Annotated in this window: 16 protein-coding genes; 9 read left to right on the top strand and 7 right to left on the bottom strand. The window is 58.0% G+C overall.

Features of this window, described 5'->3' with window-relative positions:
• Positions 1 to 37: 37 nt before the first annotated feature.
• Positions 38 to 7,117 (bottom strand): NEL-type E3 ubiquitin ligase domain-containing protein, encoded by a 7,080-nt coding sequence (locus QF010_RS00350; protein WP_429532313.1) that lies wholly within the window; start codon positions 7,115 to 7,117, stop codon positions 38 to 40.
• Between the two features lie 152 nt (positions 7,118 to 7,269).
• Between QF010_RS00350 and QF010_RS00345 the strand changes: the two genes are divergently transcribed.
• Complete coding sequence (locus QF010_RS00345) at positions 7,270 to 7,488, top strand: DUF2970 domain-containing protein (RefSeq protein ID WP_033061641.1); 219 nt, start codon at positions 7,270 to 7,272, stop codon at positions 7,486 to 7,488.
• Here QF010_RS00345 and QF010_RS00340 read toward each other — a convergent pair.
• On the bottom strand, positions 7,485 to 8,558 hold the full coding sequence (locus tag QF010_RS00340; protein ID WP_429532312.1) for an ABC transporter substrate-binding protein: 1,074 nt from the start codon (positions 8,556 to 8,558) through the stop codon (positions 7,485 to 7,487). The two genes, QF010_RS00345 and QF010_RS00340, sit on opposite strands and share 4 nt — an antisense overlap.
• A gap of 523 nt (positions 8,559 to 9,081) precedes the next feature.
• On the opposite strand from QF010_RS00340, the gene QF010_RS00335 reads away from it, so the two are divergent.
• Positions 9,082 to 10,740 carry a nitrite/sulfite reductase gene (locus tag QF010_RS00335; protein WP_033061639.1) on the top strand — a complete coding sequence of 553 codons (1,659 nt, stop codon included), beginning with the start codon at positions 9,082 to 9,084 and terminating at the stop codon, positions 10,738 to 10,740.
• Positions 10,724 to 11,218, top strand: coding sequence for a DUF934 domain-containing protein (locus QF010_RS00330; RefSeq protein ID WP_429532311.1), 495 nt, complete (start codon positions 10,724 to 10,726; stop codon positions 11,216 to 11,218). The genes QF010_RS00335 and QF010_RS00330 overlap by 17 nt, the downstream gene beginning before the upstream one ends.
• Before the next feature lie 68 nt (positions 11,219 to 11,286).
• Here QF010_RS00330 and QF010_RS00325 read toward each other — a convergent pair whose 3' ends face one another.
• Complete coding sequence (locus QF010_RS00325) at positions 11,287 to 15,114, bottom strand: dermonecrotic toxin domain-containing protein (RefSeq protein ID WP_429532310.1); 3,828 nt, start codon at positions 15,112 to 15,114, stop codon at positions 11,287 to 11,289.
• A gap of 198 nt (positions 15,115 to 15,312) precedes the next feature.
• On the bottom strand, positions 15,313 to 16,338 hold the full coding sequence (gene sohB, locus QF010_RS00320) for a protease SohB (protein ID WP_033061636.1): 1,026 nt from the start codon (positions 16,336 to 16,338) through the stop codon (positions 15,313 to 15,315).
• Positions 16,339 to 16,541: 203 nt separating this feature from the next.
• Between sohB and QF010_RS00315 the strand changes: the two genes are divergently transcribed.
• The 3 genes from QF010_RS00315 to QF010_RS00305 all read left to right on the top strand — a co-directional run bounded on the left by QF010_RS00315 (position 16,542) and on the right by QF010_RS00305 (position 19,785).
• Positions 16,542 to 17,252 (top strand): histidine phosphatase family protein, encoded by a 711-nt coding sequence (locus tag QF010_RS00315; RefSeq protein WP_033061635.1) that lies wholly within the window; start codon positions 16,542 to 16,544, stop codon positions 17,250 to 17,252.
• 64 nt (positions 17,253 to 17,316) lie between these two features.
• A complete protein-coding gene (locus tag QF010_RS00310) occupies positions 17,317 to 17,631 on the top strand; it encodes an SCP2 sterol-binding domain-containing protein (RefSeq protein ID WP_008154977.1) in 315 nt (104 codons plus the stop codon).
• 306 nt (positions 17,632 to 17,937) lie between these two features.
• The gene (locus QF010_RS00305; protein WP_429512993.1) at positions 17,938 to 19,785 is read left to right on the top strand and encodes an amidohydrolase; all 1,848 of its coding nucleotides are present in this window, start codon (positions 17,938 to 17,940) and stop codon (positions 19,783 to 19,785) included.
• A gap of 124 nt (positions 19,786 to 19,909) precedes the next feature.
• Here the strand turns inward: QF010_RS00305 and QF010_RS00300 are convergent, their stop codons facing one another.
• The gene (locus tag QF010_RS00300) at positions 19,910 to 20,881 is read right to left on the bottom strand and encodes a zeta toxin family protein (protein WP_429532309.1); all 972 of its coding nucleotides are present in this window, start codon (positions 20,879 to 20,881) and stop codon (positions 19,910 to 19,912) included.
• Between the two features lie 423 nt (positions 20,882 to 21,304).
• On the opposite strand from QF010_RS00300, the gene QF010_RS00295 reads away from it, so the two are divergent.
• From QF010_RS00295 to QF010_RS00285, 3 genes are all read left to right on the top strand, one after another.
• On the top strand, positions 21,305 to 22,168 hold the full coding sequence (locus QF010_RS00295; protein WP_033061633.1) for a LysR family transcriptional regulator: 864 nt from the start codon (positions 21,305 to 21,307) through the stop codon (positions 22,166 to 22,168).
• 106 nt (positions 22,169 to 22,274) lie between these two features.
• The gene (locus tag QF010_RS00290) at positions 22,275 to 23,420 is read left to right on the top strand and encodes a sterol desaturase/SRPBCC family protein (protein ID WP_429532308.1); all 1,146 of its coding nucleotides are present in this window, start codon (positions 22,275 to 22,277) and stop codon (positions 23,418 to 23,420) included.
• Positions 23,417 to 24,505, top strand: a complete 1,089-nt coding sequence (locus tag QF010_RS00285) for an SMP-30/gluconolactonase/LRE family protein (protein ID WP_429532307.1) — start codon at positions 23,417 to 23,419, stop codon at positions 24,503 to 24,505. Before QF010_RS00290 ends, QF010_RS00285 begins: the two co-directional genes overlap by 4 nt.
• A 185-nt stretch (positions 24,506 to 24,690) precedes the next feature.
• On the opposite strand, the gene QF010_RS00280 is transcribed toward QF010_RS00285, so the two are convergent.
• Positions 24,691 to 24,933 (bottom strand): DUF465 domain-containing protein, encoded by a 243-nt coding sequence (locus tag QF010_RS00280; protein WP_033061630.1) that lies wholly within the window; start codon positions 24,931 to 24,933, stop codon positions 24,691 to 24,693.
• A 184-nt stretch (positions 24,934 to 25,117) separates the two neighbouring features.
• A complete protein-coding gene (locus QF010_RS00275) occupies positions 25,118 to 25,306 on the bottom strand; it encodes a hypothetical protein (protein WP_429532467.1) in 189 nt (62 codons plus the stop codon).
• Positions 25,307 to 25,464 lie beyond the last annotated feature (158 nt).

The raw sequence follows: 25,464 nt of genomic DNA, 5'->3' as shown, positions 1-25,464 counted from the left end.
CGACTCCCGGGGTTCTTATCAAAGCTGCAAGTAAACGTTAAAGCCCCACCAGCGTCCGTTCTTTTTCAGACAATTCGCGCACCAACTTTCCTTGCTCGAAAAGAAGGTCTGCTTCTATCGCCCGCATGGCGGTTTTGTACTGCTCCGGCGCGCCTTCGCCGTAGTTTGGATACGCCTCGTCTACCTCATCCTCTCTGCCTGCGAAACCCTCTCGCACCTGGACAAACCGTTCAGGGTATTTTCCCTTCAAATAGTCGCTCCAGTACTTGTGGCCGACCAAATCATCAATAAATGCCGACGATTCTTCTGCGGCGATCACTTCAGCATGGGCCGCATCCAGCATGGCAGACGAAACGTTGCCGCTGTAGCGCATGCCTCTTGGTTGCCCCGGCAACTCAAGTCGCTCGGCAAGGCCGATACGATAGGCCAGCCGCACTTCCGCCGGATCAGTTGAACGGCGCTGTGCCTGGCGCTGGACAATGTCGCGGTTAGCGATTTTCTCGACTTCGCCAAGGCGAAACAGGCTCCTGCCAAGCCTGAACAAGACGCTGCCTTGTTGGCCCGGGGAAACTGACTTCGCGGTCTCAAATTCGAAAGCCTTCACTTCTATATCGCTGAACAACAGGATTTGACCATCAACGCAGGTGGCGCCAGACCTCGCCATTTCGAATATCGTATCCCTCAGACCTGCGTCGCTATGGGCCACCCTCAATACGGTATGGACCCGCCGCACAAGATCAGCACGTCCCGTGAGGAAGTCATTCGTACCTTCCATTTTGGTCAGCAGATTGAAGAAGAACTTACTGTTGTGCGCTTGCTCGAAGTTGTTCCATATCTGTGTCAATTCCTCTGAGTCGGCTGCTGACGGAGCGATCCAACGCTCACGGGCGTCAGTACCTGTCACCTCATCCATATCCACGTCTACGTCACTTGCGATCGAGTCATCGCTAACGCTGTCGCTAGAGCTGCCACCGTCGCTGCTGCGGTTAAACTGCTCCAACGCCTCGTCAATCTCTTCTGGCGTCCATCCCACTATCTGCTCGCCCGCCTGCACCTCATTACGCAGCATTAGCAGGCTCGCATCATCCAGAGTTTCGTTGCTCGCCAGATTCGTGCCTGCACGCAATACCCTGTGCTCGTCAGCCATCAGGACCGGCGGAATGGACTCGATCATGTTGTCGCGCAAATCCAGTGCGCTGAGCGAAGGGAGCTGAAGCGCTCCCTGCGGCCAAAGGATCAGGCGATTGCCACTCAAATCGAGGGCCTGCAAACGGGCAAGAGGGCTGACATCCAGCGACTCAAGCCAGTTTTCCGCCAGATTCAATGACTCCAGGTGGCTCAATCCTGCAAGCTGACGCTGGAGCTGAAGCGCATTGGAAAAACGGTTATTGACTGCCGAAAGTCGCTTGAGGCTGTTCAACGAGGTCACTGACTCCGGCAAGGCATACAGCGCGTTGGCATTCAGCGCCAGGGTATGAACATGGGTAAACGCACCGAGGAAATCGCTTAGCCCCTCCTCTCTCAGATACACGTTGTTCAGGTTCAATGCACCGACATGAGCGAAATCGGCGGGTAGCGCCGGGAGAGTGCCCAAGGGGCTTTCGGACAGATCAAGGGGATAACCTCCCGATGCGTTCTCCACGGCCTGCGCCCCGCGAAGGTTCTGCCTCCAGCACGCCATTATCCGGTCAGCTGCCTGACGACGCGCGGTGGCTGCGATCCACACAGGAGGCGAGGATTCGCCCATCCGCTGGGGTGGGGTTTCGATCCATGTGTTCAGGACCTTCGTCAATGCCTGATGCTGGCTGTCCCATTTCGCCAATTGCTCATACAGGGGGCCAGCGCCGCCATGACGTAACGTCAACTCATCAATCACCTGTATCGCCTCGGCGCCTGGCAGATCCGGGTCAAGCCTTTGCAAGCGGGCTTGCGGGGTCAAGCGTGTCAGGTCATTGCCCGGTACAACGGGCAGCGACAATAACAAGTCCGGATTTTGCGCGACCAGAACCGGAAAATACTCGGGTTCACCCATGGTAAAGCCCACCTGCAAGGCGGTTCTGGGAATACCCATGGGTGTTTCGGAAGGTGTACTCGCCAGCAAATCGGAGCGGGCCTTGGCCGTCAACCGACAGCCAGTCATATCAATCCATAAAGCGTCATGGCCGGTCAGGGCAGCCTCGGGAATCGTCGTGATCGCGCTGTTGTTCAACTCGAGCTTGCCGAGGCCGGACAAGTCCAGCGCACCTTCGGGCCAGTCTTTAATAGCGGTATGACCCACACGCAAGGTCTTCAAGCGGGTCATGGCGCTGACATCCAGCGAATCGAGCCGGTTATAGCGCAAGTCCAGGCTTTCAAGGGCTGACAACCGGTTCAAGCGTCGCTGCACACTCGGGGTAATGGTCAGGTGATTTCGGCTCAGCTCCAGATCAGTGAGTTTCGCGAAGTTGCCCAATGCCGACGGAAGATCCTGCAGTTGATTGCTACTCAGATCCAACTCGCGAATGTCCGTGAAACCGCTCAAAAATCGACTGAAATCCTCGGATGAGACCACCACACCCGACATTTTCAGGGTGTGCACATGAGCAAAATTCGTTGCTGACAACGCCGGCAGTTCAGGCAGATCGCCTAGCGCCCAGCCGGACAAATCAAGCGTCGATGAAATGATTTGTCGCGGCATGACAGGCCGTGGCCGCACCGTTGAAGACCCGGCCTGCGGTTGCGAAGACTGTGCCTCCTGCGTACCGCCATAGCGTTTACGCAGACCATCACGCCAGCACTCACGGATTCGCCGGGCAACGGATTCTCGTTCCCGAATATTGACTTGCCGGCCATTGGCTATTGTTGTTCGCTGCTGCCACGCCTCCAGTTGCTGTCGCAAGGCCTGTCCATCCTGGCGCAGTGCATTGACCCGTGCCAGCAACGCCCGCCCTGCCAAGCCCTCAGCCTTCATTCGCCCAAGGGCAATCTTCGAAAGTTCGTCACTTGTGTCCAAAGCCTTCTGTAGCGTGCCTTGGCAATAACGATCCAGCATTTGCCCGGTATCCAGCAAATGCGCAGGATTGTCGTGCACATACTCGTAAGCCCTCACGAAGTCCTCAGGGCCCAGCCCGGCCCAGTTGAGTTTCATGCCAGGCCACAGTGATTCATGCCCGGAGAGCCATTCCGGGGGAAGTGTCTTGACGCTTGAGCGAGTGAGATCCAGCGACCTGAGCTGTGGCAATTGCAGAGCGCCCTTCGGCCAGGCCTCTGTCGTCCCGTTCACACTCAACGAATGCAGTTGAGTCAGGCGACTGACATCCAGCTCGTCCGCCATGCCGATCACGTCCAATCGTTGCAGGTGTGGCATGGCGTCTATCACCGATTGGGCAGCTTCGGTGAATTGCGGACCCAGCGGCCCTGCCATCCGCAGTTCACGAATACTCAGCAGTGCCTTTAGCCTCTCGGCCAGTTGAACCCTATCGGCGCCATCCGGGATCCCCAACGTTAGCGACCGGGCGTTGGGGAACTGGCGCACAAAGGCTTCCGGTGTCTGACTCAATACGCCACCAACGCTCATGTTCAGACGACTGACGTGAGGAAAATTGCCAGCCAGTTCCGGCAGGCTGTCTGCAGCACCCACGTCCAGAGAAACACTGGCATCGCCATCGTAAATACCCCGCTGCTGCCAGACGCTCTTAATGTTCTGTGCGACTTGATGGCGGACAGTATTCTGGCCACCGCTGTGCACCCATTGTTCGAGCTGCGCCGTCAGTGCCTCGTATTCCCGGCCCCGCATGCTCAGAAAATGGGCGATCTGCGTTTCGGTCATGCCATCCAGCGCAAGCTGGATGACCATCGATTCCGCCAACTCATCGGAGAAGTTCGGATAAACATCCCGCAACCTGGAGACCAACGAGGGATTCACCGTTGCGCCGGCACCTCGCCCGCTCAACGGGTAGCCGACCCTGCCGTCGACCAGTCGCACCGGCGGACGGAATCGTGGCGTGGCGGCATTGGGCACGAGGGTTGCCATCATCTGGTCACGGTGGCCCATGGCATAGGTGGCCAATGTCTTTTGTAACTTGGCACCCTGCGCCACATTGGGCATGCCCAACTGCGCGCGGACGTTGTCCGGCAACGCATGCATGACAGAAGAGAAAAAGTTGTCGCCTGCTTTCGGCACGCTGTTCAACGCGTTTTTTTGCTGGTCGAAGGCCTGGAACTGGTTGGCTTGATGATGTTGATAGCCGTCCTTGACCAGGTATTTGACGTGCTCGGCCGTCTCGCTACCGATGCTGTCGAGCAGTTTTCCATCGCAATCGCCCTGACGAACTTCCAGGCGCAGGTTTTTCGACCAGCCGGGGAGTTTTTCCAGGCTGTGCAGCGCCAGGCGCTGGCTGTCGGATGACGCCATGCTCTCCAGCTGCAATCCGGCCAGGGCCTTGTTCAGCCGAGTCACCCGGGCGCGCGCACGCCCCTTGAGCAACAGACTGGTGGGAAGTCGCCCGGCGTGTTTGATGTGCAGCCGTTCCTTGGCGGTGGCATTGGCCAGGACTTCTTGCGCCGCGTCCGTCGATAGACTGGGGAAAATACGTTGCAGCGCCTGAATTTCACGCGTTGTTGCCGTGGAGTCCTGACTGAGTTTGTCGAACAACGAAGTTTTGTTGGCCGAAAGCTGATCGCCAAGCTGTTGTCGAAAAACCGATTCACGCTCCGCATCGACCCGCGCACCTTCGCCCCCCAGCAAGCGAACGATTTCTTCCTCATCCAGTGTCGCAAGCACGCGTTCGGGCAATTTCCCGGCAGACACCTCCTCACGGGAAATCCTGATGCTCGGCTTCACGAGCGTCGACGCCTTACCGTAGCGGGATGAAGCACCGCTCAGGCTCGCGTTGTCGAACACGTCGATCACCCGCCCCTGCGGCCAACGCGGCATATTGATGACTTGCGGCAAGACGTCGTTGTAGCGGCTGTCCGGCACCGGCTGACCGAGACGAATCTGTTCAATCATTTCATTGAGCTGACGGTCGATTTGAAACTGCCGCAACGTGTCGGCTAACGCTGATGGCATGCGCAGGTTATCCGTATGGATCTTGCGCAGCACGCCATCGTCAACACCGCTGATATCGGCGATTTTCTCCAGCGTCGCCGCGTCAATACCGTCGGTGACCGGGCCAAGACGTCGTAACAAGGTGGCACGATCCCACTCCAGCGGGCGCTCGAAACGATGACGCCACGCGCCCTCTCCATTGTGCTCAAGAACGGGGGAGTAAGCGTTCGAGTCCGTCGGGTGTTTGAGACGCCATTTGTTCAGCGTGGGGTCGAAGGTTTGTTCGTAGACGTTACCGTCGAGCCTGATACAGGTCTTGCCGCCCACTTCATACTGCCCAAGCGTGTTGGGCTTGAGCCCCGCCGGCAAGACCCTGTCGCTCAGGTAGGGCCTCAGGCCAGGCCGCCACAACTGTTCGCTGCCAAACGGCAATTTGACCTTGACCAGGCCATCGATAATGGGTGTGGACAGCATCTTCGGCGCTTTACTGGCAACCGCGCCTACAGCCGCCATGAATGCGACGTTCACGGCCACTGACTTCAAATAACTCCAGGCCTGATCCGTGTCCCCGATGCTCCAGGCTTCAACCCCGTGATAAATGTCTGTGGTCAGTTGCACAGCCATCACGGCCATCATTACCTCGCCCAGGCCGGGCACAAAAAATGCGGCCACGTTGAGTATGCTCAGTCCCCACTCGGCATAGTGGGCGAGTCGTTCATACCAGGCGTCATGATCGACCTTGGCCGTCGGCACCGCCAGTTGCTCGGCAGTCTCCTTGAGGCGCGTCTGGTGCCGAATGTACAGCTCGCCGAACAGCGGCGTGTCAAAAAATTCTTCGCTGATATCGAGAGTCGGCGCGTCCCGGTAAACATTTTCGTAAATACCGTCTATGTGCCCCAAGAGGGTCTGTTTACGGTAAGGGAAATCCGGGTTCCATTTGAGTGTTTGCAGAGCAGTCCTGGTCTTGCCGAGGAACTTGCCCGCATCACCGTGGGGGATGAGCCTGAGGAAAGAGCGCTGGTAATTCACGTCGCGCAGCCGGAAGCTCAGGTCATTTTCAAAGGACTTGAGCGAGGCATATTCCATGACCGGCGCCACCGGATCACCTGGAATACAGACGATGATCCGCGAGTCCCGGTAACCCAGTACGTCAAACAGGTTTACACCGGGATGGGTCCAGCTGAAGTCGACCTTTTTACTTTTGCGCCGGCTTGCGCCAATGACAAACAGCTCACTGACAGGCGACCCGAGCACATGCAACTGACTGCAAGTGACGCGCTCACCGTCCAGTGTTGGCGATTTGTCGCCGTTGAGTACCGCGAGCAATGTGCGATAGGCCGATGGCGTGATCAGCGATTTGAGGTGGGCGATATGGGCATGCACCCGCAGGCTGTCCTTCCACGCGTCGACCGTTTGGGTGCGCACGGTGGCCGCCCTGTCCGCGGCGTCAAACATCGCCGTCAGGTGTTCCTGATACTGCTTGCCGATATCCAGTTCACGGCATAGCAAGGCGAAATCGGCGGGTTTTATCGGTACCTTCTTGATCCTGTAGCGCGTTGAAGGGCCCTTTTCCGGATAGTCCCAACCGTAAGGTCCTCCTTGGGTTTCCAGATTGGCAGCCCGTATACCTCGTTCAGCAATGACGTCACGCTCATCAAACACCTGGTCTTGTTCAAAATTGCGCAGTGCCAGTTGCAGCAGTGTCTGGTGAGTGATCAGCGAGCCTGCAAAGGGCTCATAGAGCCAGGTCTGCGCAACATCAACTTTCAATCCGAACTTTTTTTGCAGCGCCGCTTCGAGCAACGGTTGCGCGAATCCGGTGACCCCTTTGAGCCCGGCGAGTGTTTTTGCCAAGGTTTCGTTGGAGGTTCGACTGCGCTTCTGGTCGTCCCGTACAGTTTGTCGTAGGTCGCTGGAGGCGTTCTGAAACCAGTCCGGCATGACATTTTCGGCCAGGTTTCCCGGGGTTCTCGCCCGATCCAGAGCCCGGATGTTTGCCGGGGTCAGGTGGCGTATCCGATCGTGCAGCTTTTTTTTGATGAAATGGTTGTGAAGGCCCTTTTCCCGGGCCGGTGGGATTCCACTCATGTGGCAATACCTGATGCGGTTAAATGAAGCACCAGTCAATCAGTCGGCTTGTCGTCCAGGGCGGTACATATTTATACCGGGCAGCGCTGGGGGCGATCTTCTTTGCGTGGGTTGTCTATGCTTGTCTTACTCAAACGGGAGACGAGGGGTTTATGGACGATCCAGGCGACAACAAGCCGCCCACTTTCTGGCAGATGCTGCACAGCGTCGTGGCGGCGGCGTTCGGGGTGCAGAGCGGGAAGAACCGGGCGCGGGACTTCACTCACGGCAAGCCCAGTCATTTCGTGATTTTGGGGATTTTGTTCACCGCGGTGTTCGCATTGACGCTGTATGGCATCGTGCAACTGGTGGTGCATCTGGCCGGGGTTTAGCGCATCAAGGTTTGCAGGCTGAACGGATAGCGATACGACGTGGGCCGGCCCTTGGCTGAAAGACGGCGGAAGTTCACACCGTAATCCGGTGATTCCCCCATGGCCAGCAATCGCCTGGCCTGTGCCTTGTCGATCAGTTGCAGCAACGGGATTCGCCGGTCTCGGCCGCCGTAATGGGTGAGATCCACGCCCAGCTCAAGATCATGCAACTCCACCAGCGCCCAGCCGCCCAACGTGAAGTGCCCGCCCAACAGCACGTTGATGCGTCCGTCGACCGTCGCCTGTAACGCCGCCGGCGAGGTGTTGACCGCGCTGAACAACGCATCCTTGCCGGGTATCCCACCCGTCTCCGAAAACGCCTGCATGGCGCCAAACGCCATTTCGTCATTGGCTGACCACACCAGCGAGACCTTCGGGTAACGCTTGAACAGCAGTTTGGCCTGTTCATACGCCCGCTCCCGGGTCCAGCCGCTATAAACCAGTTGGCGCAAACGTACTTCAGGGTGTTCGGCCAAGGCCCGCATCATGCCTTGCTCGCGCAGTTGCGCCGAAGGGGTGATCTTCAGACCGGAAAACGCCAGCAACTCGATGACCTGACCGGGCGCCACGGGCGGATGCTGGCGAATCAGTTCCTTGATCATCAGGTAGCCACCCTCCTCGTCGTTGGGCACCAGGCTGCCCAAGCGCTCGGGGCGCTCACCCAGCAGGCTCATTTGATTGGCCGTCAGGGACGCATTGACCATAAACAGCTTTACCCCACTGTCCTGGGCCAGGCGAATGATCTGCGGGGCGACGTACTGTTCGTTGGCGAACATCAGATAGTCCGGACGATCAGGGCCTTGCAGCGCCTGACGGGCCTGCGCCAGCGTGAGCTCCGGCATGCGTCGGGAATAGAGAATTCGCAGATCAATGCCCAGATCCGTGGCTGCCGCCTGCATGAATTGCGAATAGCTGATCCAGAAGGCTTCGTCAGTTTTCCCGGGACTCAGGAACAGTACTGATTCCGCGCGCGCACCGGGTCCGTAAACCGCGCCGCACATGAGCAGGAATGAGTAGAAAAACTTCAACATTGATCGTCCGAGCCCCCCGGCAATTCGCCGCGCATTATAGCCAGCGAAGTCCCGGAAAACGGCGTTTATTCCGGTTATTGTCCGACAATCGTCGGAATGGGACCCGGACGGGGTCGGTTATTGATGGCTGACCCAAAATACCGCGGTGCCCACGACCAGGATGATCAGGAACAGAATGGCCCAAGCATCGACCGTGCTATCGGGTTTTGACGTTTTGGTAGGGTTGCTCATTGCATCGCCTCTTGTCGGTTTTATCGGTGATTGCATAAAGACTCGAGCACAGTTAAGACGATGATTGCCCGCACCACAAATGTGGGTTTTGCCTCATTGGATCTCATTAGTCGTTTTGGTTCTTTACATATACTCAAACATCACTTTTGCGCATAACTGCAAACTGGTATCTTGCCCCGGCTCCGTTGGGAGTGCGCGGCCGTGCGCGCAGAATTGCCGAGGCAGTATCGGAGACTTCCAAGCGAAAAACGCAACTGGATCCGACCGGCCCAAGCCTGAGAACAGGACTTATATGTACGTATACGACGAGTACGATCAGCGGATCATCGAGGACCGCGTCAAGCAGTTCCGTGATCAGACCCGACGCTATCTGGCAGGCGAGCTGAGCGAAGAAGAATTCCGCCCCCTGCGCCTGCAAAATGGCCTTTACATCCAGCGCTTCGCGCCGATGTTGCGGGTGGCGGTGCCTTACGGCCAACTGACTTCGCGCCAGACGCGAATGATGGCGAAGATTGCCCGCGACTATGACAAGGGCTATGCCCACATCAGCACCCGGCAGAACGTACAGTTCAACTGGCCGGCGCTGGAAGACATCCCGGACATCCTTGCCGAACTGGCGACCGTGCAGATGCACGCGATCCAGACCAGCGGCAACTGCTTGCGCAACGTCACCACCGACCAGTTCGCCGGTGTCGCTGCCGACGAGCTGATCGATCCGCGCCCGTGGTGCGAGATCGTCCGCCAATGGACTACGTTCCACCCTGAATTCGCTTACTTGCCGCGCAAGTTCAAGATCGCCATCAACGGTTCGACTTCCGACCGTGCGGCCATCGAAGTCCATGACATCGGCCTTGAGCCGGTGCACAACGCCGCAGGCGAGCTGGGCTTCCGTGTGCTGGTGGGTGGCGGTCTCGGCCGTACCCCGGTGGTCGGCGCGTTCATCAATGAATTCCTGCCGTGGCAAGACCTGTTGAGCTACCTCGACGCCATCCTGCGGGTCTACAACCGCTACGGCCGTCGTGACAACAAGTACAAGGCGCGGATCAAGATTCTGGTCAAGGCCTTGACCCCTGAAGTCTTCGCGCAAAAAGTCGATGCGGAAATGGAACACCTTCGCGGTGGCCAGACCACGCTGACCGATGCCGAAGTGCATCGCGTGGCCAAACACTTCGTTGACCCGGAGTACAAGGCGCTGGACAACCAGACCTTGGCGCTTGCCGAACTCGATAAAGAACACCCGGGCTTCGCGCGCTGGCGCACCCGCAATACCCTGGCCCACAAAAAGCCAGGTTATGTGGCCGTGACCCTGTCCCTGAAGCCGACCGGTGTTGCACCGGGCGACATCACCGACAAGCAGCTCGATGCCGTTGCCGACCTGGCCGATCGCTACAGCTTCGGTCAGCTGCGCACCTCCCACGAGCAGAACATCATTCTGGCCGACGTTGAACAAAGTCAGTTGTTCGCGATGTGGGGCGAGTTGCGTGAGCAGGGCTTCGCCACGCCGAACATCGGTTTGCTGACCGACATCATCTGCTGCCCGGGCGGCGACTTCTGCTCCCTGGCCAACGCCAAGTCGATCCCGATCGCCGAGTCGATCCAGCGTCGTTTCGAAGACCTGGATTACCTGTTCGATATCGGCGAACTGGACCTGAACATCTCCGGCTGCATGAACGCCTGTGGTCACCACCACGTCGGCCACATCGGCATCCTCGGGGTGGACAAGAAAGGCGAAGAGTTCTACCAGGTCTCCCTGGGTGGCAGCGCCAGCCGTGACGCCAGCCTGGGCAAGATCCTCGGCCCGTCTTTCGCCCAGGAAGCCATGCCTGACGTGATCGAAAAGCTGATCGACGTGTACATCGAACAACGTACCGAAGACGAGCGTTTCATCGACACCTATCAGCGTATTGGCATCGACCTCTTCAAGGAGCGCGTCTATGCAGCGAATAATTAAGAACAACGAAGTCGTCGACGAAACCTGGCACTTGCTGCCGAAAGATTTCAACATCGACGAGATCAGCAACTGCGACGACCTGATCGTCCCGTTGCAGCTGTGGCGCGAACACAGCCGCATGCTCAAGGCCCGCGATGGCGGCCTGGGCGTATGGCTGGATGCCGATGAAGAAGCGGAAGAAATCGGTGACGACGTGGAAAATTTCCAGGTCATCGCCTTGAACTTCCCTGCCTTCACCGACGGCCGCAACTACTCCAACGCCCGCCTGCTGCGTGACCGTTATGGTTTCAAAGGCGAATTGCGGGCGATTGGCGATATTCTGCGCGACCAGCTGTTCTACCTGCACCGCTGCGGTTTCGACGCCTTTGCGATCCGTGCCGATAAAGACCCGTACGAAGCCCTGGAAGGTCTCAAGGACTTCTCGGTGACCTATCAGGCTGCTACTGACGAACCGCTGCCGCTGTTCCGTCGCCGCTGATCGTCAAACCTTGAACCCCTTCGCGGGGTTCAAGGCTTCCTCCTTGTACAACCCACGGATAAATCCATTTAAAGACCTGCGCGCTGCTCCAGCGCCCTGAAAGCCACCAATGGGTTTTCAAACCGCCCACGCACCGCGCTCAATCGACTCCATACTTCGTTTGAAACATCTGCCTCTTCCAAGAGTCGCCAGACCCGTGCCTGAAGCGACTGATAGCTGACCTGAAAGTCGGCGGTCAGACTCAGCCTGTCGATTGCGCTTAAAAACCGCGTACCCGAGGGGTTGCCTGCCAGCCGCTGCCAAAGGGCTTGTCGGGACTGTTGCAGCGGTTCGTCGCAATCTCGTAGCCACACAGTCGGCTGTCCATAGTCAGCGCCTGGCGCGCTCAGCCATAAATTGATTCCCGTTTGCTCACGATGACTGATCAGTCGGTGTAGCGTGTCCTCGTCCGTCAGTGGATTACCCCACAGCAGCACACGATCCACCGAGACGGCCTGATTCATCACCGCGGGTGGAACCCGGGTAATGCGGTTATCACGCAAATCCAGTGAGATCATGTAGGGCTCATCCCTGATGCCGATCGGGCATCGGGTAATCTGAGTGTCGCTCAGGTTCAGCTGACGCAAGTCATTCATCCCGAGCAGCACGGGGGGGACGCTCAATGGGTTTTCACTCAGGTCCAGCGTGTGAAGCCTGACCAACCCGGCCAACTGCGACGCCGTCTCTTCGGTGAACACCAGGCCCGTGGCCCTAAGATTCAGCGACGTGAGATGAGTCAGGCTGAACATGGCCGTCGGCAGAACGGTCTGCGCCCTGCCCTGGGCGTCGAATTGAGTCAGCTCGGCACTCTCAAGATTCAAGGTCTGCAGATTCGGAAAACACTCGAGGAACCCATTCAAGGTTTCACGCTCGGTCACATGGAAGTGTGGCATCGACAACTCGATGATCTCGTTGAACCGGATGTTCATGACCGGCAATCGATGATAGTCCTCGCCCGCCAGGTCGACTTTGAACCCCACAAGCTGTTCGCCTGAATAGACGCGTTGATCTTGCGATGCCCGCTTTTGCCAGAGAGCGATCAGCTCCTCAGCCAGCTCGATCCTGGTTTCACGCTCGTAGTGCATGGCGTTCTGAACCATGTCAGCGTTATGTTCTTCAATCTGCTCATCAGTCAGCCCCTGTGCCTCGTTGTCAGCTTCGTTCAGGAAGGGAATGTCCATGTCCTGAATGTCTTCCGTCACCTGATCGATCCAGCTACTCAAGTCGATGTGGAGTTGTTGAAATTGTTGTCTCAACTGATCGATGTGTGCCTGAGCGCCGCCGCCCGCACGCTGTAGCAGTTCATCGGCCTCAGCATTCGAGAAGTCCGGATAAAGCTCCTTGAGCTGCAACCTCATTATCTCGTGCGTCAACCCTTCGCCCTGTGGCGCACCGGGGAAGCCGCCGCGTAGCCCTTGCGCCTCGAAGGGCAGACCGGAATCCATCCTGTCCAGACCGAGCACGAGTTCGGAGCGAGGCATTGCCCGGTCGCCGACTTTCAGCTGCAACTCGCGGGCCGGATCAAGCGATGAAAGTTGCAGCGCCTCACGTTCGTCCCCGGACAGGATTTCAAGGACCGCTTCATAAAAGTCCGTTGGCACATCGCGACTCTGGTAACGGTTTCCCACCTTTATCAGCCGTCGAACACTGGCGGCGTCAAACGCACCGCTACGGTCCAGAACCCGGCCTGCGAGGGAACTGTCGTGCACCTCAACTCGAAGGCTTTTTGGCCATCCGGGGAGATTTTTGAGGGAATGCAGGGCCAGTATGTCCGACTCCGGGCTAACCACCGACCGAAGGTACAAGCCTTCATAGGCACGATTGAGCCGCACATGTTGTTGATACTGGCGGGCCTTGCTGTCGAGACGGTTGAACACTTGCCGGACCTGAACCGGGTCGGGTGGACTCTGGATGTCCACGCCATAGCGGTCGAGCATCTGCTCAATGGCGCTTTTGGGGAGGCCTGGGTATTGGCGCTGAAACAGCCGGCCCCATTCATGTTCCGAGTGCTGAAGCGCTTCGTAACGGCTGTTGAACAGTACGACTCGCTCGCCCTGCGACACGGTGGCTTGCCCGAGCTCCTGATCAATCCTGAAGCGGCTGATGGTATCGGCCAGCAAAGGTGTCGGCGGGCGCCTGACCTGCAACAGTCGCAGCATGTCGTCATCGACTGCACTGACCTTGCCGATTTGCGCCAGCACTTCATCGCTGAAAGACGCCACCGACGGGCCGATTCCGCGGATATGCTCCACGCGACTCGGCAGCGCCAGGTTCGGTGGTCCGGAAGTCGGGGCAACAATCTGATCCGGTGCCGGACTGGCAACCTCCTCCCCCGGTGCTGCGCCAGGTTCACGCACTCTTTCGGCAATGACGCGGGCCTCGGCAGTTTCACTCCTGAGGGCCGCCCCTGCGCCTGCCAGCGGCAGCGCATTGAGCAAGCCAAACACCGTGCGCGTCACACCCGCCGATCGATCACTTGAGCTTTCACCGTTGACGGCCTGATCAAGGCCATACCCGGCGTCGATGATGCCTGCCAGCACCAGTAACCCTTCACCACCGGGCACAAATAACGCCAAAGGCCCAAATCGATTGATCCACTGCACGACCGGTTCAACGACCGCACTCAAGTTATCCCGGTTGACCTGCGCATCGTCACGAATGGTTTTGACACTGGCCCGGGAGGCTTCTTTCATGCTCAGTACCAGCTGGGCAAACAGATCGGTGCCTGATGGCGAGTCATCGAAACCGATGTATCGGGCTGGTTCCCATAAGCCGTCATCGTTGAAGAACCCCGCCTCTTTGGTCAGCCGGTGTTCCTTCGGATAGACCGCCATGCCTTCCAGCGCCGTCAATACACCGGCATGGAAAGTACCGTCCTTGCGATCATCCTCGGAAAAATGGGCGGCCAAGGCCCGTTTCGTATCGTCATCCCTACCCTGATTCACAACCCATTGGTGCAATTGCCCGGAATCGTCAAATGCGTGCAGAGGCGAAGAATTACCAGGGATGTACACCACAATCCTGCCGCCAGGATCACGGTAGCCCCAGATATCTTGCGCGGTGTAGCGATAGAGCTTCAAACGCCCCATCTTGAGCATCGCGGGCACCCTGGTGGGCACCTGCAATTGTTCGATCGTCAGCGTTGACCATGCCTGATCCGCTGGCAACCCTGCCGCCTGCATGACCAGTTCGAACCCCTTTGGGGTCAGACTGTTCTCATAGCGCTGCAGAAAAGCAGCCATGACAAAGGCGGATTTGGCCGAGGTTTTCAGTGCGTGGGGGCTGGGTGCGACGATCACTTCGTCCGATGGCCAGGTTTGATCGAGGTAAGCCTGATATCGGTCCTGGAGGTCCAGTTCCCAGACCCACTTCTTGAAGTCAGCGGGCCTCACGGCGATCTGGGTCAGCGGTCCGTAGCGCTGCGGAACGGTTCGGCGATAAATTCCTTCGTAGGTGTAGTGAAAGTCGTTACCGGGGTCGGCCAACTCATCGGCGCGCTCCGTAACAACGATGGACGGTCCGACATCGGGTGGCGTGTACAAGCCAAACGCGGTTTCGCCGAAGCGCCCGTCACCCACAGTTTGATAGTTGGAAATCAGCACCTGTACCAGGGACATGGCACTCGCCACCCGCCCCTGATGGATGCCGTTCTGCGCAGAACGCCCGGCGTAGTCGTAATCGAGTGTCACCAGCTGTGCGGTTGTCGGGGCTATTTCATGCCCCCACTTTTCTTTGATCAGGTGTTCGCCAAATTGGCCGGGAGTCTGCGGCAGCGCAGCATCCACGACGGACTTCAGCGCCTCGCGCATGCCGGGCAAGGTCGGTGCATTGTCGTCTTTATGAGGGTGGTCAGGCATGGTGCATTCCATTGCAAGCATTTCAGGAACACCACCCTAACTGACCACGGATCAACCGGAAGCGGGAACGATCGACAATGACCTCAGGAAAATTCGCAATCGCCGGAAGGAAAACGTTTGGGCTTAAAACCCGCAAAAAAAAATGAAACCGGGGAAGTATCCACGGTTTCATTTTTGAACGACGATGCTTTTTGAGTATTACCAGAAGCGTTGCTGGGTCAACCGGCTCCACCAGCTCAGCAGCACACGATCGACTGAGCCGCTGGCCGCCATGCCGATGCGTTCCTGCAGACTTTTACGTTCGGCGTAGTGCAAGTGGTACAGCTCGGACTTCTTCGCCCGTTCGGCGAGGTATTCATCGCTGGTCTTGAGTTCGTCCACCAGTTGCTTGTCCAGCGCCGCGACGCCGAGCCAGATTTCACCGGTGGCCACTTCATCGATAGCCAGTTGCGGGCGATAGCGGGAAACGAAGTTCTTGAACAACTGGTGAGTGACGTCCAGGTCTTCCTGGAACTTCTCGCGGCCCTTCTCGGTGTTTTCGCCAAACACCGTCAGGGTGCGCTTGTACTCGCCCGCGGTCAGCACTTCGAAGTCGATGTCGTGCTTTTTCAGCAGGCGGTTGACGTTAGGCAACTGGGCCACGACGCCGATCGAGCCGAGAATCGCGAACGGCGCACTGATGATCTTCTCGCCGATGCACGCCATCATGTAGCCGCCGCTGGCCGCGACCTTGTCGATGCACACGGTCAACGGCACACCGGCATCACGGATACGCGCCAGTTGCGAGGACGCCAGGCCGTAGCTGTGAACCATGCCGCCGCCGCTTTCCAGACGCAGCACCACTTCATCCTTGGGCGTGGCGAGGGTCAGCAGCGCGGTGATTTCATGGCGCAGGCTTTCGGTGGCCGACGCCTTGATGTCGCCGTCGAAATCCAGCACGAACACCCGAGATTTGGCTGTCTCCGGTTTTTTCTTTTGCTTTTTCTCGGTTTTAGCTTCGACCTTGCGCAAGGCCTTGAGCTGGTCCTTGTCGAGCAGGGTTTGCTCCAGGCGTTCGCGCAGCCCTTTGTAGAAATCGTTGAGTTTGCTGACTTGCAACTGGCCGACCGACTTGCGTCGACCTTTGCTGCGCAACGCCGCGAAACTGGCCAGGACCACCAGAATGGCGATCACCAGTGTCACGGTCTTAGCCAGAAAAACGGCGTACTCGGCAAAAAACTCCACAGGGACTCCTTTAATACGATGCGCTGCAAAAACGGGCGCGGGATACCTCCAGCATACCCATGCGCCGCCCCGGCGGCCAGCCGTGTAACCTCTGGCAACAGCCCTGTAACGGGCATTTCAAACAAGCGTATGTTTTTTCATTGACAGCTCACCTTCATCCTCATAACCTCGCCGAACCTTCAACGTACCGGGATGACGCGGACGTGGGCAGTATCTATTTGATTCGACATGGCCAGGCCTCCTTTGGTGCAGACGACTATGACGTCCTGTCGCCGACCGGTATTCGCCAGGCAGAAGTCCTCGGCCAGCACCTCGCTGAGCTGGGTATCAGCTTCGATCGCTGCCTCTCGGGCGATCTGCGCCGCCAGCAACACACGGCCAACAGCGCTCTGGAACAGTTCGCTGCGGCAGGCCTGCCGGTTCCCGCGCTGGAAATCGATTCCGCTTTCAATGAGTTCGACGCCGACGCGGTGATCCGCGCGCTGCTGCCGGCCATGCTACCGGACGAACCCGAAGCGCTGCACATCCTGCGTAACGCCGCGCAAAACCGCGGTGAGTTCCAGCGCATCTTCGCCCTGATTATCGAACGCTGGCTCGCCGGCACCTATGACACACCGGGGCTGGAAAGCTGGCTGGGGTTTGTCGAACGGGTGCAGGCCGGTCTGCAGCGAATCCTCGAAAGCGCCGACAACACCCAGAAAATCGCCGTGTTCACCTCCGGCGGCACCATCACGGCCCTGCTCCACCTCATTACGCAAATGCCGGCAAAGCAGGCGTTTGAACTGAACTGGCAAATCGTCAACACCTCGCTCAACCTGCTGAAGTTTCGCGGTCGCGAGGTGGCTCTGTCTTCTTTCAACAGTCATGCGCACCTGCAGCTGTTGAAGACCCCGGAACTCATCACGTTTCGCTGAGTCCGGACTAGTGTGACCCTGGCTGTATTCACCCAGCTCTTATTACCCAAGAAAGGATCGAACCATGACCTCCGTAGCTGATGCCGTACAAGCAATGAAAGCCAAGTTCAACCCAGCCGCTGCTGCCGGTCTGGACCTGGTATTCGGTTTCCGCATCGACGACACCAAGAACTTCTCGCTGATCGTCAAAGACAGCACCTGCGAGCTCCAGGAAGGCGAAAACCCGGACGCCCAGGTGACTCTGGTCATGGACGGCGAAACCCTGGAAGGCATCGTCAGCGGCGAAACTGACGGCATGCAAGCCTTCATGGGCGGCAAACTGCGCGCCGAAGGCGACATGATGCTGGCCATGAAACTGTCCGAGCTGTTCCCGGCCTAAGCGCGCCGCTCCCGACCTTCGGGAGCACGCCTGGCTGCAAACGAATCCCGCCCCTCGTGGCGGGATTCGTCGTTTTTCGCCATCGGAAAACGGCTACCTGTGGATTTGCCGTCTATATTCCTTCTGGCCGCATGCGTCAGACATCGGCTGTTTGCCCTCGCTTTTTTATGAAGAACCTTGCGCGGAGCACTGCCCATGAGCCCACCTGACGACCACGACGGATTTAACCGCCGACGTGTACTGCAAGGCCTTTCGGCAGGCGCCGTCGGTGCCTGGATCAGCCCGCTACTCGCAGGGAGTAAAACCATGCCCGACGCCCCCGCCGACCTCATCCTGTACAACGGACGCCTGCACACCGTCGATCGCAAAAAACCTCAAGCCAGCGCCGTCGCGATCAAGGACGGACACTTCGTGGTGGTCGGCAGCGATGCCCAGGCCATGGCCCTGCAAGGCCCCGGCACACACATTATCGACCTGCACGGCCGCACGGTGATTCCCGGTCTCAACGACTCGCACCTGCACCTGATCCGTGGTGGCCTCAACTACAACCTTGAACTGCGCTGGGAAGGCGTCCCCTCGCTGGCCGATGCGCTGCGCATGCTCAAGGATCAGGCCGACCGCACACCCACGCCGCAATGGGTGCGAGTGGTCGGTGGCTGGAACGAGTTCCAGTTCGCCGAAAAACGCCTGCCGACGATTGATGAATTGAACAAGGCCGCGCCGGATACACCGGTGTTCGTCCTGCACCTCTACGACCGTGCCCTGCTCAACCGAGCGGCATTGAAAGTGGTCGGTTATACCCGTGACACGCCGAACCCGCCGGGTGGCGAAATCCAGCGCGATGCCAATGGCGACCCGACGGGCATGCTGATCGCCCGCCCCAACGCGATGATTCTCTACTCGACCCTGGCCAAGGGGCCAAAACTGCCGCTGGAATATCAGGTCAACTCTACCCGCCAATTCATGCGCGAACTCAATCGCCTGGGTGTCACCAGCGCCATTGATGCTGGCGGCGGTTACCAGAATTATCCGGACGACTATCAAGTCATCCAGCAACTGGCCAAAGACCAGCAGCTCACGGTGCGCATTGCCTACAACCTGTTCACGCAAAAACCCAAGGAAGAGTTGACCGACTTCAAAAACTGGACCAGCACCTCCCACTACGGTCAGGGCGACGATTTTCTCCGGCACAACGGTGCCGGGGAAATGCTGGTGTTCTCGGCGGCCGACTTCGAAGACTTCCTCGAGCCTCGCCCCGACCTGCCGCAAACCATGGAGCAGGAACTGGAACCGGTGGTCCGCCATCTGGTGGAACAGCGCTGGCCGTTCCGTTTGCACGCCACGTACAACGAATCCATCAGCCGCATGCTCGACGTGTTCGAGAAGGTTAATCGCGACATTCCGTTCGACGGTTTGCCGTGGTTCTTCGACCATGCGGAAACCATCACCCCGCAGAACATCGAACGGGTCAAAGCCTTGGGTGGCGGCATCGCGATCCAGGACCGCATGGCATTCCAGGGCGAATATTTCGTCGACCGTTACGGCGCCAAGGCTGCCGAAGCCACGCCGCCCATTGCTCGTATGCTGGCCGAAGGCATTCCGGTCGGCGCCGGCACCGATGCCACGCGCGTGTCCAGCTACAACCCCTGGACTTCGCTGTATTGGCTGATCAGCGGCCGCACCGTCGGTGGTCTGGCGCTGTACCCGCAAGGCTTGAGCCGCGACACCGCGCTGGAACTCTTCACCCACGGCAGTGCCTGGTTTTCCTCCGAGCAAGGCAAAAAAGGCCAGATCAAGGTCGGGCAACTGGCCGACTTGATTGCGTTGTCGGCGGACTATTTCCACATCGAGGATGAAGCGGTCAAATGGATCGAATCGGTACTGACCATCGTCGACGGCAAGATCGTCTATGGCAGCGTCGAGTTTGAAAAACTCGGGCCGCCTCCCGTCCCCGTGGTGCCTGAATGGTCGCCCGTCGCCAAAGTACCGGGCCATTGGAAACCCCTGGCGCCGCTAACGGCGCAGGTTCATCAATGCGTCGGGGCTTGTGCGGTGCATGCGCACAGCCACGAGAGAGCGAGACTGTCATCCACGCCGGTCAGTGACTTTCAAGGTTTTTGGGGGGCGTTTGGCTGTTCATGTTTCGCCTTTTAGAAAAAACGCATAAAAAAGCCGGAACTGATTTGCAGTTCCGGCAATCACCTTCGACAGTTCAATCATCAACGAGTACGGCGCTCAAAACGAACCGTTTATTTTTATACGATGATTTTCCTGTTTATTAACGAATGGCGTATTTAAGAATATAAGAATAAAGATTGTTCACTGCCAACTCCGCATCCTTCCGATCCAGATGAAGAGTACCCGCCAGAGCCGCGTGACATTCAAGCACCATCTTTTCTCGACCATATCGGTGAAAGATCGCTCCATCGGCAATATCGGAAAATGCCTTGTATACCCCGAACAGGACAGCACCAGACTCGTATTCAATACGCACCTGATTCATGGCCACCGGCACCGAAACACTCCCGTTGCTTATCGGCTGCGGCCTCAACTCCCCGACTTTTGTGCACTGACTGCGGCAAATCATCCTGCTTTTTTTATCGGTACCAAAGTTACGTTCATACAACGTAATTTCCGAACCTGGCACCTTGGAACAGGCTTCTTCGAAGGCATTCAACACCGCATTGGCATTCGCCATGCCCGCGTCTATGTCCCGAAGCGAAACGAAGCGTTCCAGCTTATTCTCCTTCACACTGTCCAGTGCCCGAACGATGGTCGACACGTGCGCAAAATCTTTTTTGCTCGCGATGACATGAACCTCATATTCATAGAGACAAGCATGCTCACCCGATTGAAAACCAGCAAACTCATGGGTTTCAAGGCCAGCCTCCATGATAATGCTGTACTTGTCTTCAAGGGACTTCTCAAAGATCATCGCCCCCAGATCCCTGACAAACGCTTCGGTCTGCTTGTAGGCATAGACCACGCCCTGCTTCTCGATCTCGTCGTAGTGCGGATGACGGGTGCGATATTCAGGCTCGTACAGCGGGACGTAATTTGAATAGCGGGAAGTATTGAGCAGCTCATTGAGCAAATGCGTTTTACCCGCCCCCTCCACGCCAACGACCACCAGCATCTTTGGCACAGATTCGTCGTCCGCACCTGGCGTTCTGGACGCGAACAACCCTTCTTCCATTTCATGGAAAACTTTTTCTACATCCTGCTTCGTATAAGCATATTTATTCGACACGTGCTGAAATTCCTTTTCAGTTGAAATAAGTCCTTTAAATAATCCGAACTTCGACATAGCAAAAGTTATTGACAATCGTCGAAGCCATTCAAAAGACAACTCAAGCTAAAGCAGTTTTGTTACACCGGACAACCGAGAAGATCTTGCAAAATATTTCAGAAAAACATCAACCGTAACTCCGGAAAACCCCCTACAGAACACGCAGCAATGGACTACCTAACACACATCATTAAGTATCGAACTCAGCGAAACTTCATCGACCTATCAACGAATACCCCTATGCTCAACGTGACAGAATCACTTCCAGTAACACCCTGCTTCTTATAAACCAATGACGTCGTTCAAACTCGAAGACCGGCCTGCGAGGTATCCGTTACCAGCCCCTGCTCTTACAATGCCTGCACCTCCGACACCGGCCGCCCCATGGACATCGATCTCGCCCGCACCTTTCTGGAAATCGTCCGCCACGGCAGCCTTGCCGCAGCCGCCGAAAAACTCCACGTTACCCAGACCGCAATCACCGCGCGCGTGCAGAAACTCGAGAGTCAGCTGGGCAGCACCCTGTTCGTGCGCAACCGCGCCGGTGCGCGCCTGACACCTAACGGTGAAGCCTTCGTGGTCTACGCCAATCAACTGGTCGAAACCTGGGAAGCGGCGCGACGGGACTTGCCGTTGCCCGAGGGTTACCGCGACGTATTGCACATCGGTGGCGAGGTCAGTTTGTGCAACCCGCTGATGCTCAGCTGGGCCGGCGCGCTGCGCGAGAAGATCCCCAGCCACGCCCTGCGCATGGAAATCCGTGACGGTGAAAACCTGCTGCGCCAACTGGAACTCGGGGTTCTGGATGCGGCGCTGGTTTACCAGCCCGAGTATTGGCCACGCCTGCAAGTCGAACAGGTGCTGGAAGAAAAACTGGTCCTCATCCGCCTGGCCGCAAGACCCGATCCCTATGTGTATATCGACTGGGGCCCGGACTTCCGGCGTCAGCACGATGCGGCCCTGCCGGAAAAAGCCAAAGCCGCGCTGAGCTTCAACCTCGGCCCACTGGGGTTGCAGTACATTCTGGAAAACGGCGGCAGTGGTTACTTCCGCACCCGGGTGGTCCAGAGCTATCTGGAAAGCGGTGTGCTGGAACAAGTGCCCAAAGCCCCCGAATTCAGCTACCCGACCTATCTGGTTTACTCCCGCGACCGCGACTCCGCGACCTTGCAACGCGCCTTCGACTTGCTGCGCGAAGTGATCAAATCCGACGATGACTGGTCGCAACGCTGGAACCCGCTGACCTGAATCCGGTTTGCACCGGAGCATGGCGGTTGCGTCCTCAAGGTTGGTCCAGCCAAAACGCCGGGATCGTCTAATCTGCTGGAGATAACAATAACTACAGGTGATTGCAGTGAGGCAGACCACCGAAGCATTCCGCGCCCGCTACCGCGCTGCTATCCATCCCCTCTACAACCCATGGCTGCACGGCGCTTTTGTGCTGCTGTTCGGGTTGCTGGCCATCGGCGCATTCTGGAGCACCGTGCACCAGGTTCAACCACTGGAATGGCTGGCGATTCCGTTGACGTTGTTGTTCTTCAACTTCGGCGTGTACATGCTCCATCGGCACTTGGGGCACCATAAAAAAAACTTCGCGCGAATGTTCTATGCACGCCATGCCGGCGACCATCACAGCTTTTTCGCCCCCGGCCACATGACCTACGACAGTGCCCGGGACTGGCGGGTGATTCTGTTTCCAGCCTGGCTGATCGTGTTGCACACGGTCGTCATCACCCTGCCCGTCTGGTGGCTGCTTGAGCAGTTCGATGCCAACGTCGCCGGGATGTTCGGCGGCTGTCTGGTCCTCGGCTACCTGACCTATGAAGTGTTCCATGCCTGCGAGCACCTGCCGCCGGAGAACCCCGTCACACGGTTGCCGTGGATCCGCCAGATGCGCCGCCTGCATGAACTGCATCACCGTCGTGAGCTGATGCAGGAACGCAATTTCAATATCGTTTTTCCGCTGATGGACTACCTGTTCGGCACCCTCTATTGGGAACCAGAACCGACTGACCTGCACCCGACGAGAACAACCATGACCCGCATGCAGCATCAGATCGCCATTGCTGGAAACCCGATTGACGTGCTCGCCTACGCCAGCACCGTGACCCGTTGGCCGGAGTGGCATCCTTCGTCCCTCAAGGTTGATGGCCAGAGCGGTCCGCTGCATGCCGGGGGGCGGTTCGAGGAAGACATCAAGGCGGGCGGGCGTGAGGGGCACTTGCACTGGGAGGTTAACGAATACCTGCCAGGTCGCCGTTGGAGTGCCTGGGCCCATGACGATCACGGGCTGTCTTTAGTGGTGACTTACGAGTGCGAGGCCCAGGGTGCTGGCACACACTTTGTCCGCACCCTGGAGTATCGGTTCAGCGGCCTGGCGATGCGCATTGCCAATCGATTGCTGTTCAAGCGCCGCATCGATCGTGAGTCGGCAGCTTCGATGTTGGCATTGCGCGAGATGGCGCAAAAACAGTTAGCCCCGGCAGGAGTCAGCGCGTGAGTCGAACCATCAAGTTTCGCCATGTGCTGTTGCTGGTAATCGTCGCCATCGGCGCCTTCCTGCTGCTGATGCCAACCAAGGTTCAACCGGTGGCCTGGACACCGCCACCGGCGCCCTCCCTCACCAGCGGCATCTACGCCGACAATCAGCGCCTCAAAGGCATGAAGCGCGTCGGCGTCGCTGATATCGACGGCCCGGAAGCGTTGCTGCTGGAGGAAGACGCTCTCATCACCGGTTTGCATGACGGCCGATTGATCCGTACCAGCCTCGACGGCAAGGTCACCAAGGTCCTGGCCGATACGGGCGGCAGACCCTTGGGCCTGGCACGTCATCCCAGCGGTCTGCTGGTGATTGCCGACGGGATCAAAGGCTTGCTGTCACTAGATGCCCAGGGCCGCCTGATTCCATTGACCACGGAAGCCAACGGCGTGCCCTTCGGTTTCACCGACGACGTGGCGATCGACAAGTCCGGGCACTACGCCTATTTCAGCGATGCCTCCAGCCGTTTTGGCTACGGCAGTGACGGCGACGCGATCATCGAGCACGGCGGCGATGGCCGCTTGCTGCGTTATGACTTCCAGACCGGAAAGACCGCGGTCCTGCTGGATAAGCTGGAATTCGCCAACGGCGTGACCCTGGGTCCGGACGATGCCTTTGTGTTGGTCAACGAAACGGGCGCTTATCGCATCAGTCGTTACTGGCTGAGCGGGCCGAAAGCCGGCACCCACGATCTATTCATCGACAACTTGCCAGGGTTGCCGGACAACCTCGCGTTCAATGGTCGCGACCGCTTCTGGGTGGCGCTCTATGCGCCGCGCAACGCATTGCTCGACGCCACCGCACCGCATCCCTTCGTGCGCAAGATGATCGTGCGAGCCATGACTTTCCTGCCCAAACCAGTGGAGAAGCGCGCCTTTGCGCTGGGGCTGGACCTGGACGGTAAAGTGATCGCCAACTTGCAGGACGGCAGCCGCGACAACTACTCGCCGATCACTACCGTTCGCGAATATGGGGATTGGTTGTATTTCGGGTCGTTGAAGGCGAAAAACATGGCGCGATTGCCGTTGAGTACCGCGCTGCAATAGACACCGTGGATCCATCGCCACCCTGTTCTTCGCTGGGGAACTTTTATTTACCGGGGGGATGGGGAGTTCGGTGATGGGGCACCTCGCATGGAGCCGTAAAATCGGACTCTGAACATTCGAGGTGCCGGTATTTATCGCCGTCCCAGATTTTCAGTCACCGATCTTCGGTGACCGGACAGGGCGCGTCAGGACGGCGTCTGGAGTCGATCAACGATCTTTTGCTTAACCTCCACGCGCTTCGCCTTGAGCTTCTTCAATGCGTCATCACTGGGCGCATCCGATTGGGCAGTTTCAGCCTTGACCACCTCGGCGTCCGCCTGCGAATACTTGTTGATCAGTGAATCCAGTAACGGATCCTTGGTGCGTTTTTGCTGGATATCTTCCTTTGAGAGCTTGAGATCCTGATAAAGGTCGTGTGGCACCGGCATGGAACACCTCCGTTTGTTGATCGGAGGCAAACGCGATCAATTGCGTTCACCAACTATCAGAATGGCCTCGGTTAGCCGGTTCTGTCGACCGCCTATCAGACCAGCGGCGCCCGTTCGTCGCCATGCCGCAATCGCAATAAAACCTCTGTCCGCTCGTCGGCCGCCACACGTTAACGAGACCTGACTAGCCGCCATCGGTGTCGATGTCGGCATCGGTGTCATCCCCGGGTTTGGGCCGGTCGGGATTGGGCTTGAAACCCGGGCTGAACTCATTGTCGTTATCGGTGTGAAGTTGCTTCTGGTCGACCGCTTTGTCTGCGCTTTCCGGTTCCGCTGTTTTCGCGTTTTCCTCAAGACCACTTTCACCTTTCATAAGTACCTCGTTCATCACTGCACGTGCGCGGCTGAAACAGTCGGGCCTTGAAGATTTGAAGCCCCTCGGCAAGCAACGTTCCCTCGAACGGATCGCCGATCTACTAGAGTCCATGTGCACCAGATCAAATATACCTGCCGGAGCGAACAACTATCTGG

The organism is Pseudomonas silensiensis (assembly GCF_050434865.1).
GTDB classification, from domain to species: Bacteria; Pseudomonadota; Gammaproteobacteria; order Pseudomonadales; family Pseudomonadaceae; genus Aquipseudomonas; species Aquipseudomonas fluorescens_W.
Note: the sequence above shows the minus strand (reverse complement) of the source record. Positions and strands in the feature narration are given on the sequence as shown.

Coding starts and splice junctions, on each gene's coding strand:
- QF010_RS00310 (WP_008154977.1), top strand. CDS start 17,317: ATGACCTCCGTAGCTGATGCCGTACAAGCAATGAAAGCCAAGTTCAAC.
- QF010_RS00280 (WP_033061630.1), bottom strand. CDS start 24,933: ATGCCGGTGCCACACGACCTTTATCAGGATCTCAAGCTCTCAAAGGAA.
- QF010_RS00305 (WP_429512993.1), top strand. CDS start 17,938: ATGCCCGACGCCCCCGCCGACCTCATCCTGTACAACGGACGCCTGCAC.
- QF010_RS00295 (WP_033061633.1), top strand. CDS start 21,305: ATGGACATCGATCTCGCCCGCACCTTTCTGGAAATCGTCCGCCACGGC.
- QF010_RS00335 (WP_033061639.1), top strand. CDS start 9,082: ATGTACGTATACGACGAGTACGATCAGCGGATCATCGAGGACCGCGTC.
- QF010_RS00330 (WP_429532311.1), top strand. CDS start 10,724: ATGCAGCGAATAATTAAGAACAACGAAGTCGTCGACGAAACCTGGCAC.
- QF010_RS00350 (WP_429532313.1), bottom strand. CDS start 7,117: ATGAGTGGAATCCCACCGGCCCGGGAAAAGGGCCTTCACAACCATTTC.
- QF010_RS00340 (WP_429532312.1), bottom strand. CDS start 8,558: ATGTTGAAGTTTTTCTACTCATTCCTGCTCATGTGCGGCGCGGTTTAC.
- QF010_RS00345 (WP_033061641.1), top strand. CDS start 7,270: ATGGACGATCCAGGCGACAACAAGCCGCCCACTTTCTGGCAGATGCTG.
- QF010_RS00325 (WP_429532310.1), bottom strand. CDS start 15,114: ATGCCTGACCACCCTCATAAAGACGACAATGCACCGACCTTGCCCGGC.
- QF010_RS00275 (WP_429532467.1), bottom strand. CDS start 25,306: ATGAAAGGTGAAAGTGGTCTTGAGGAAAACGCGAAAACAGCGGAACCG.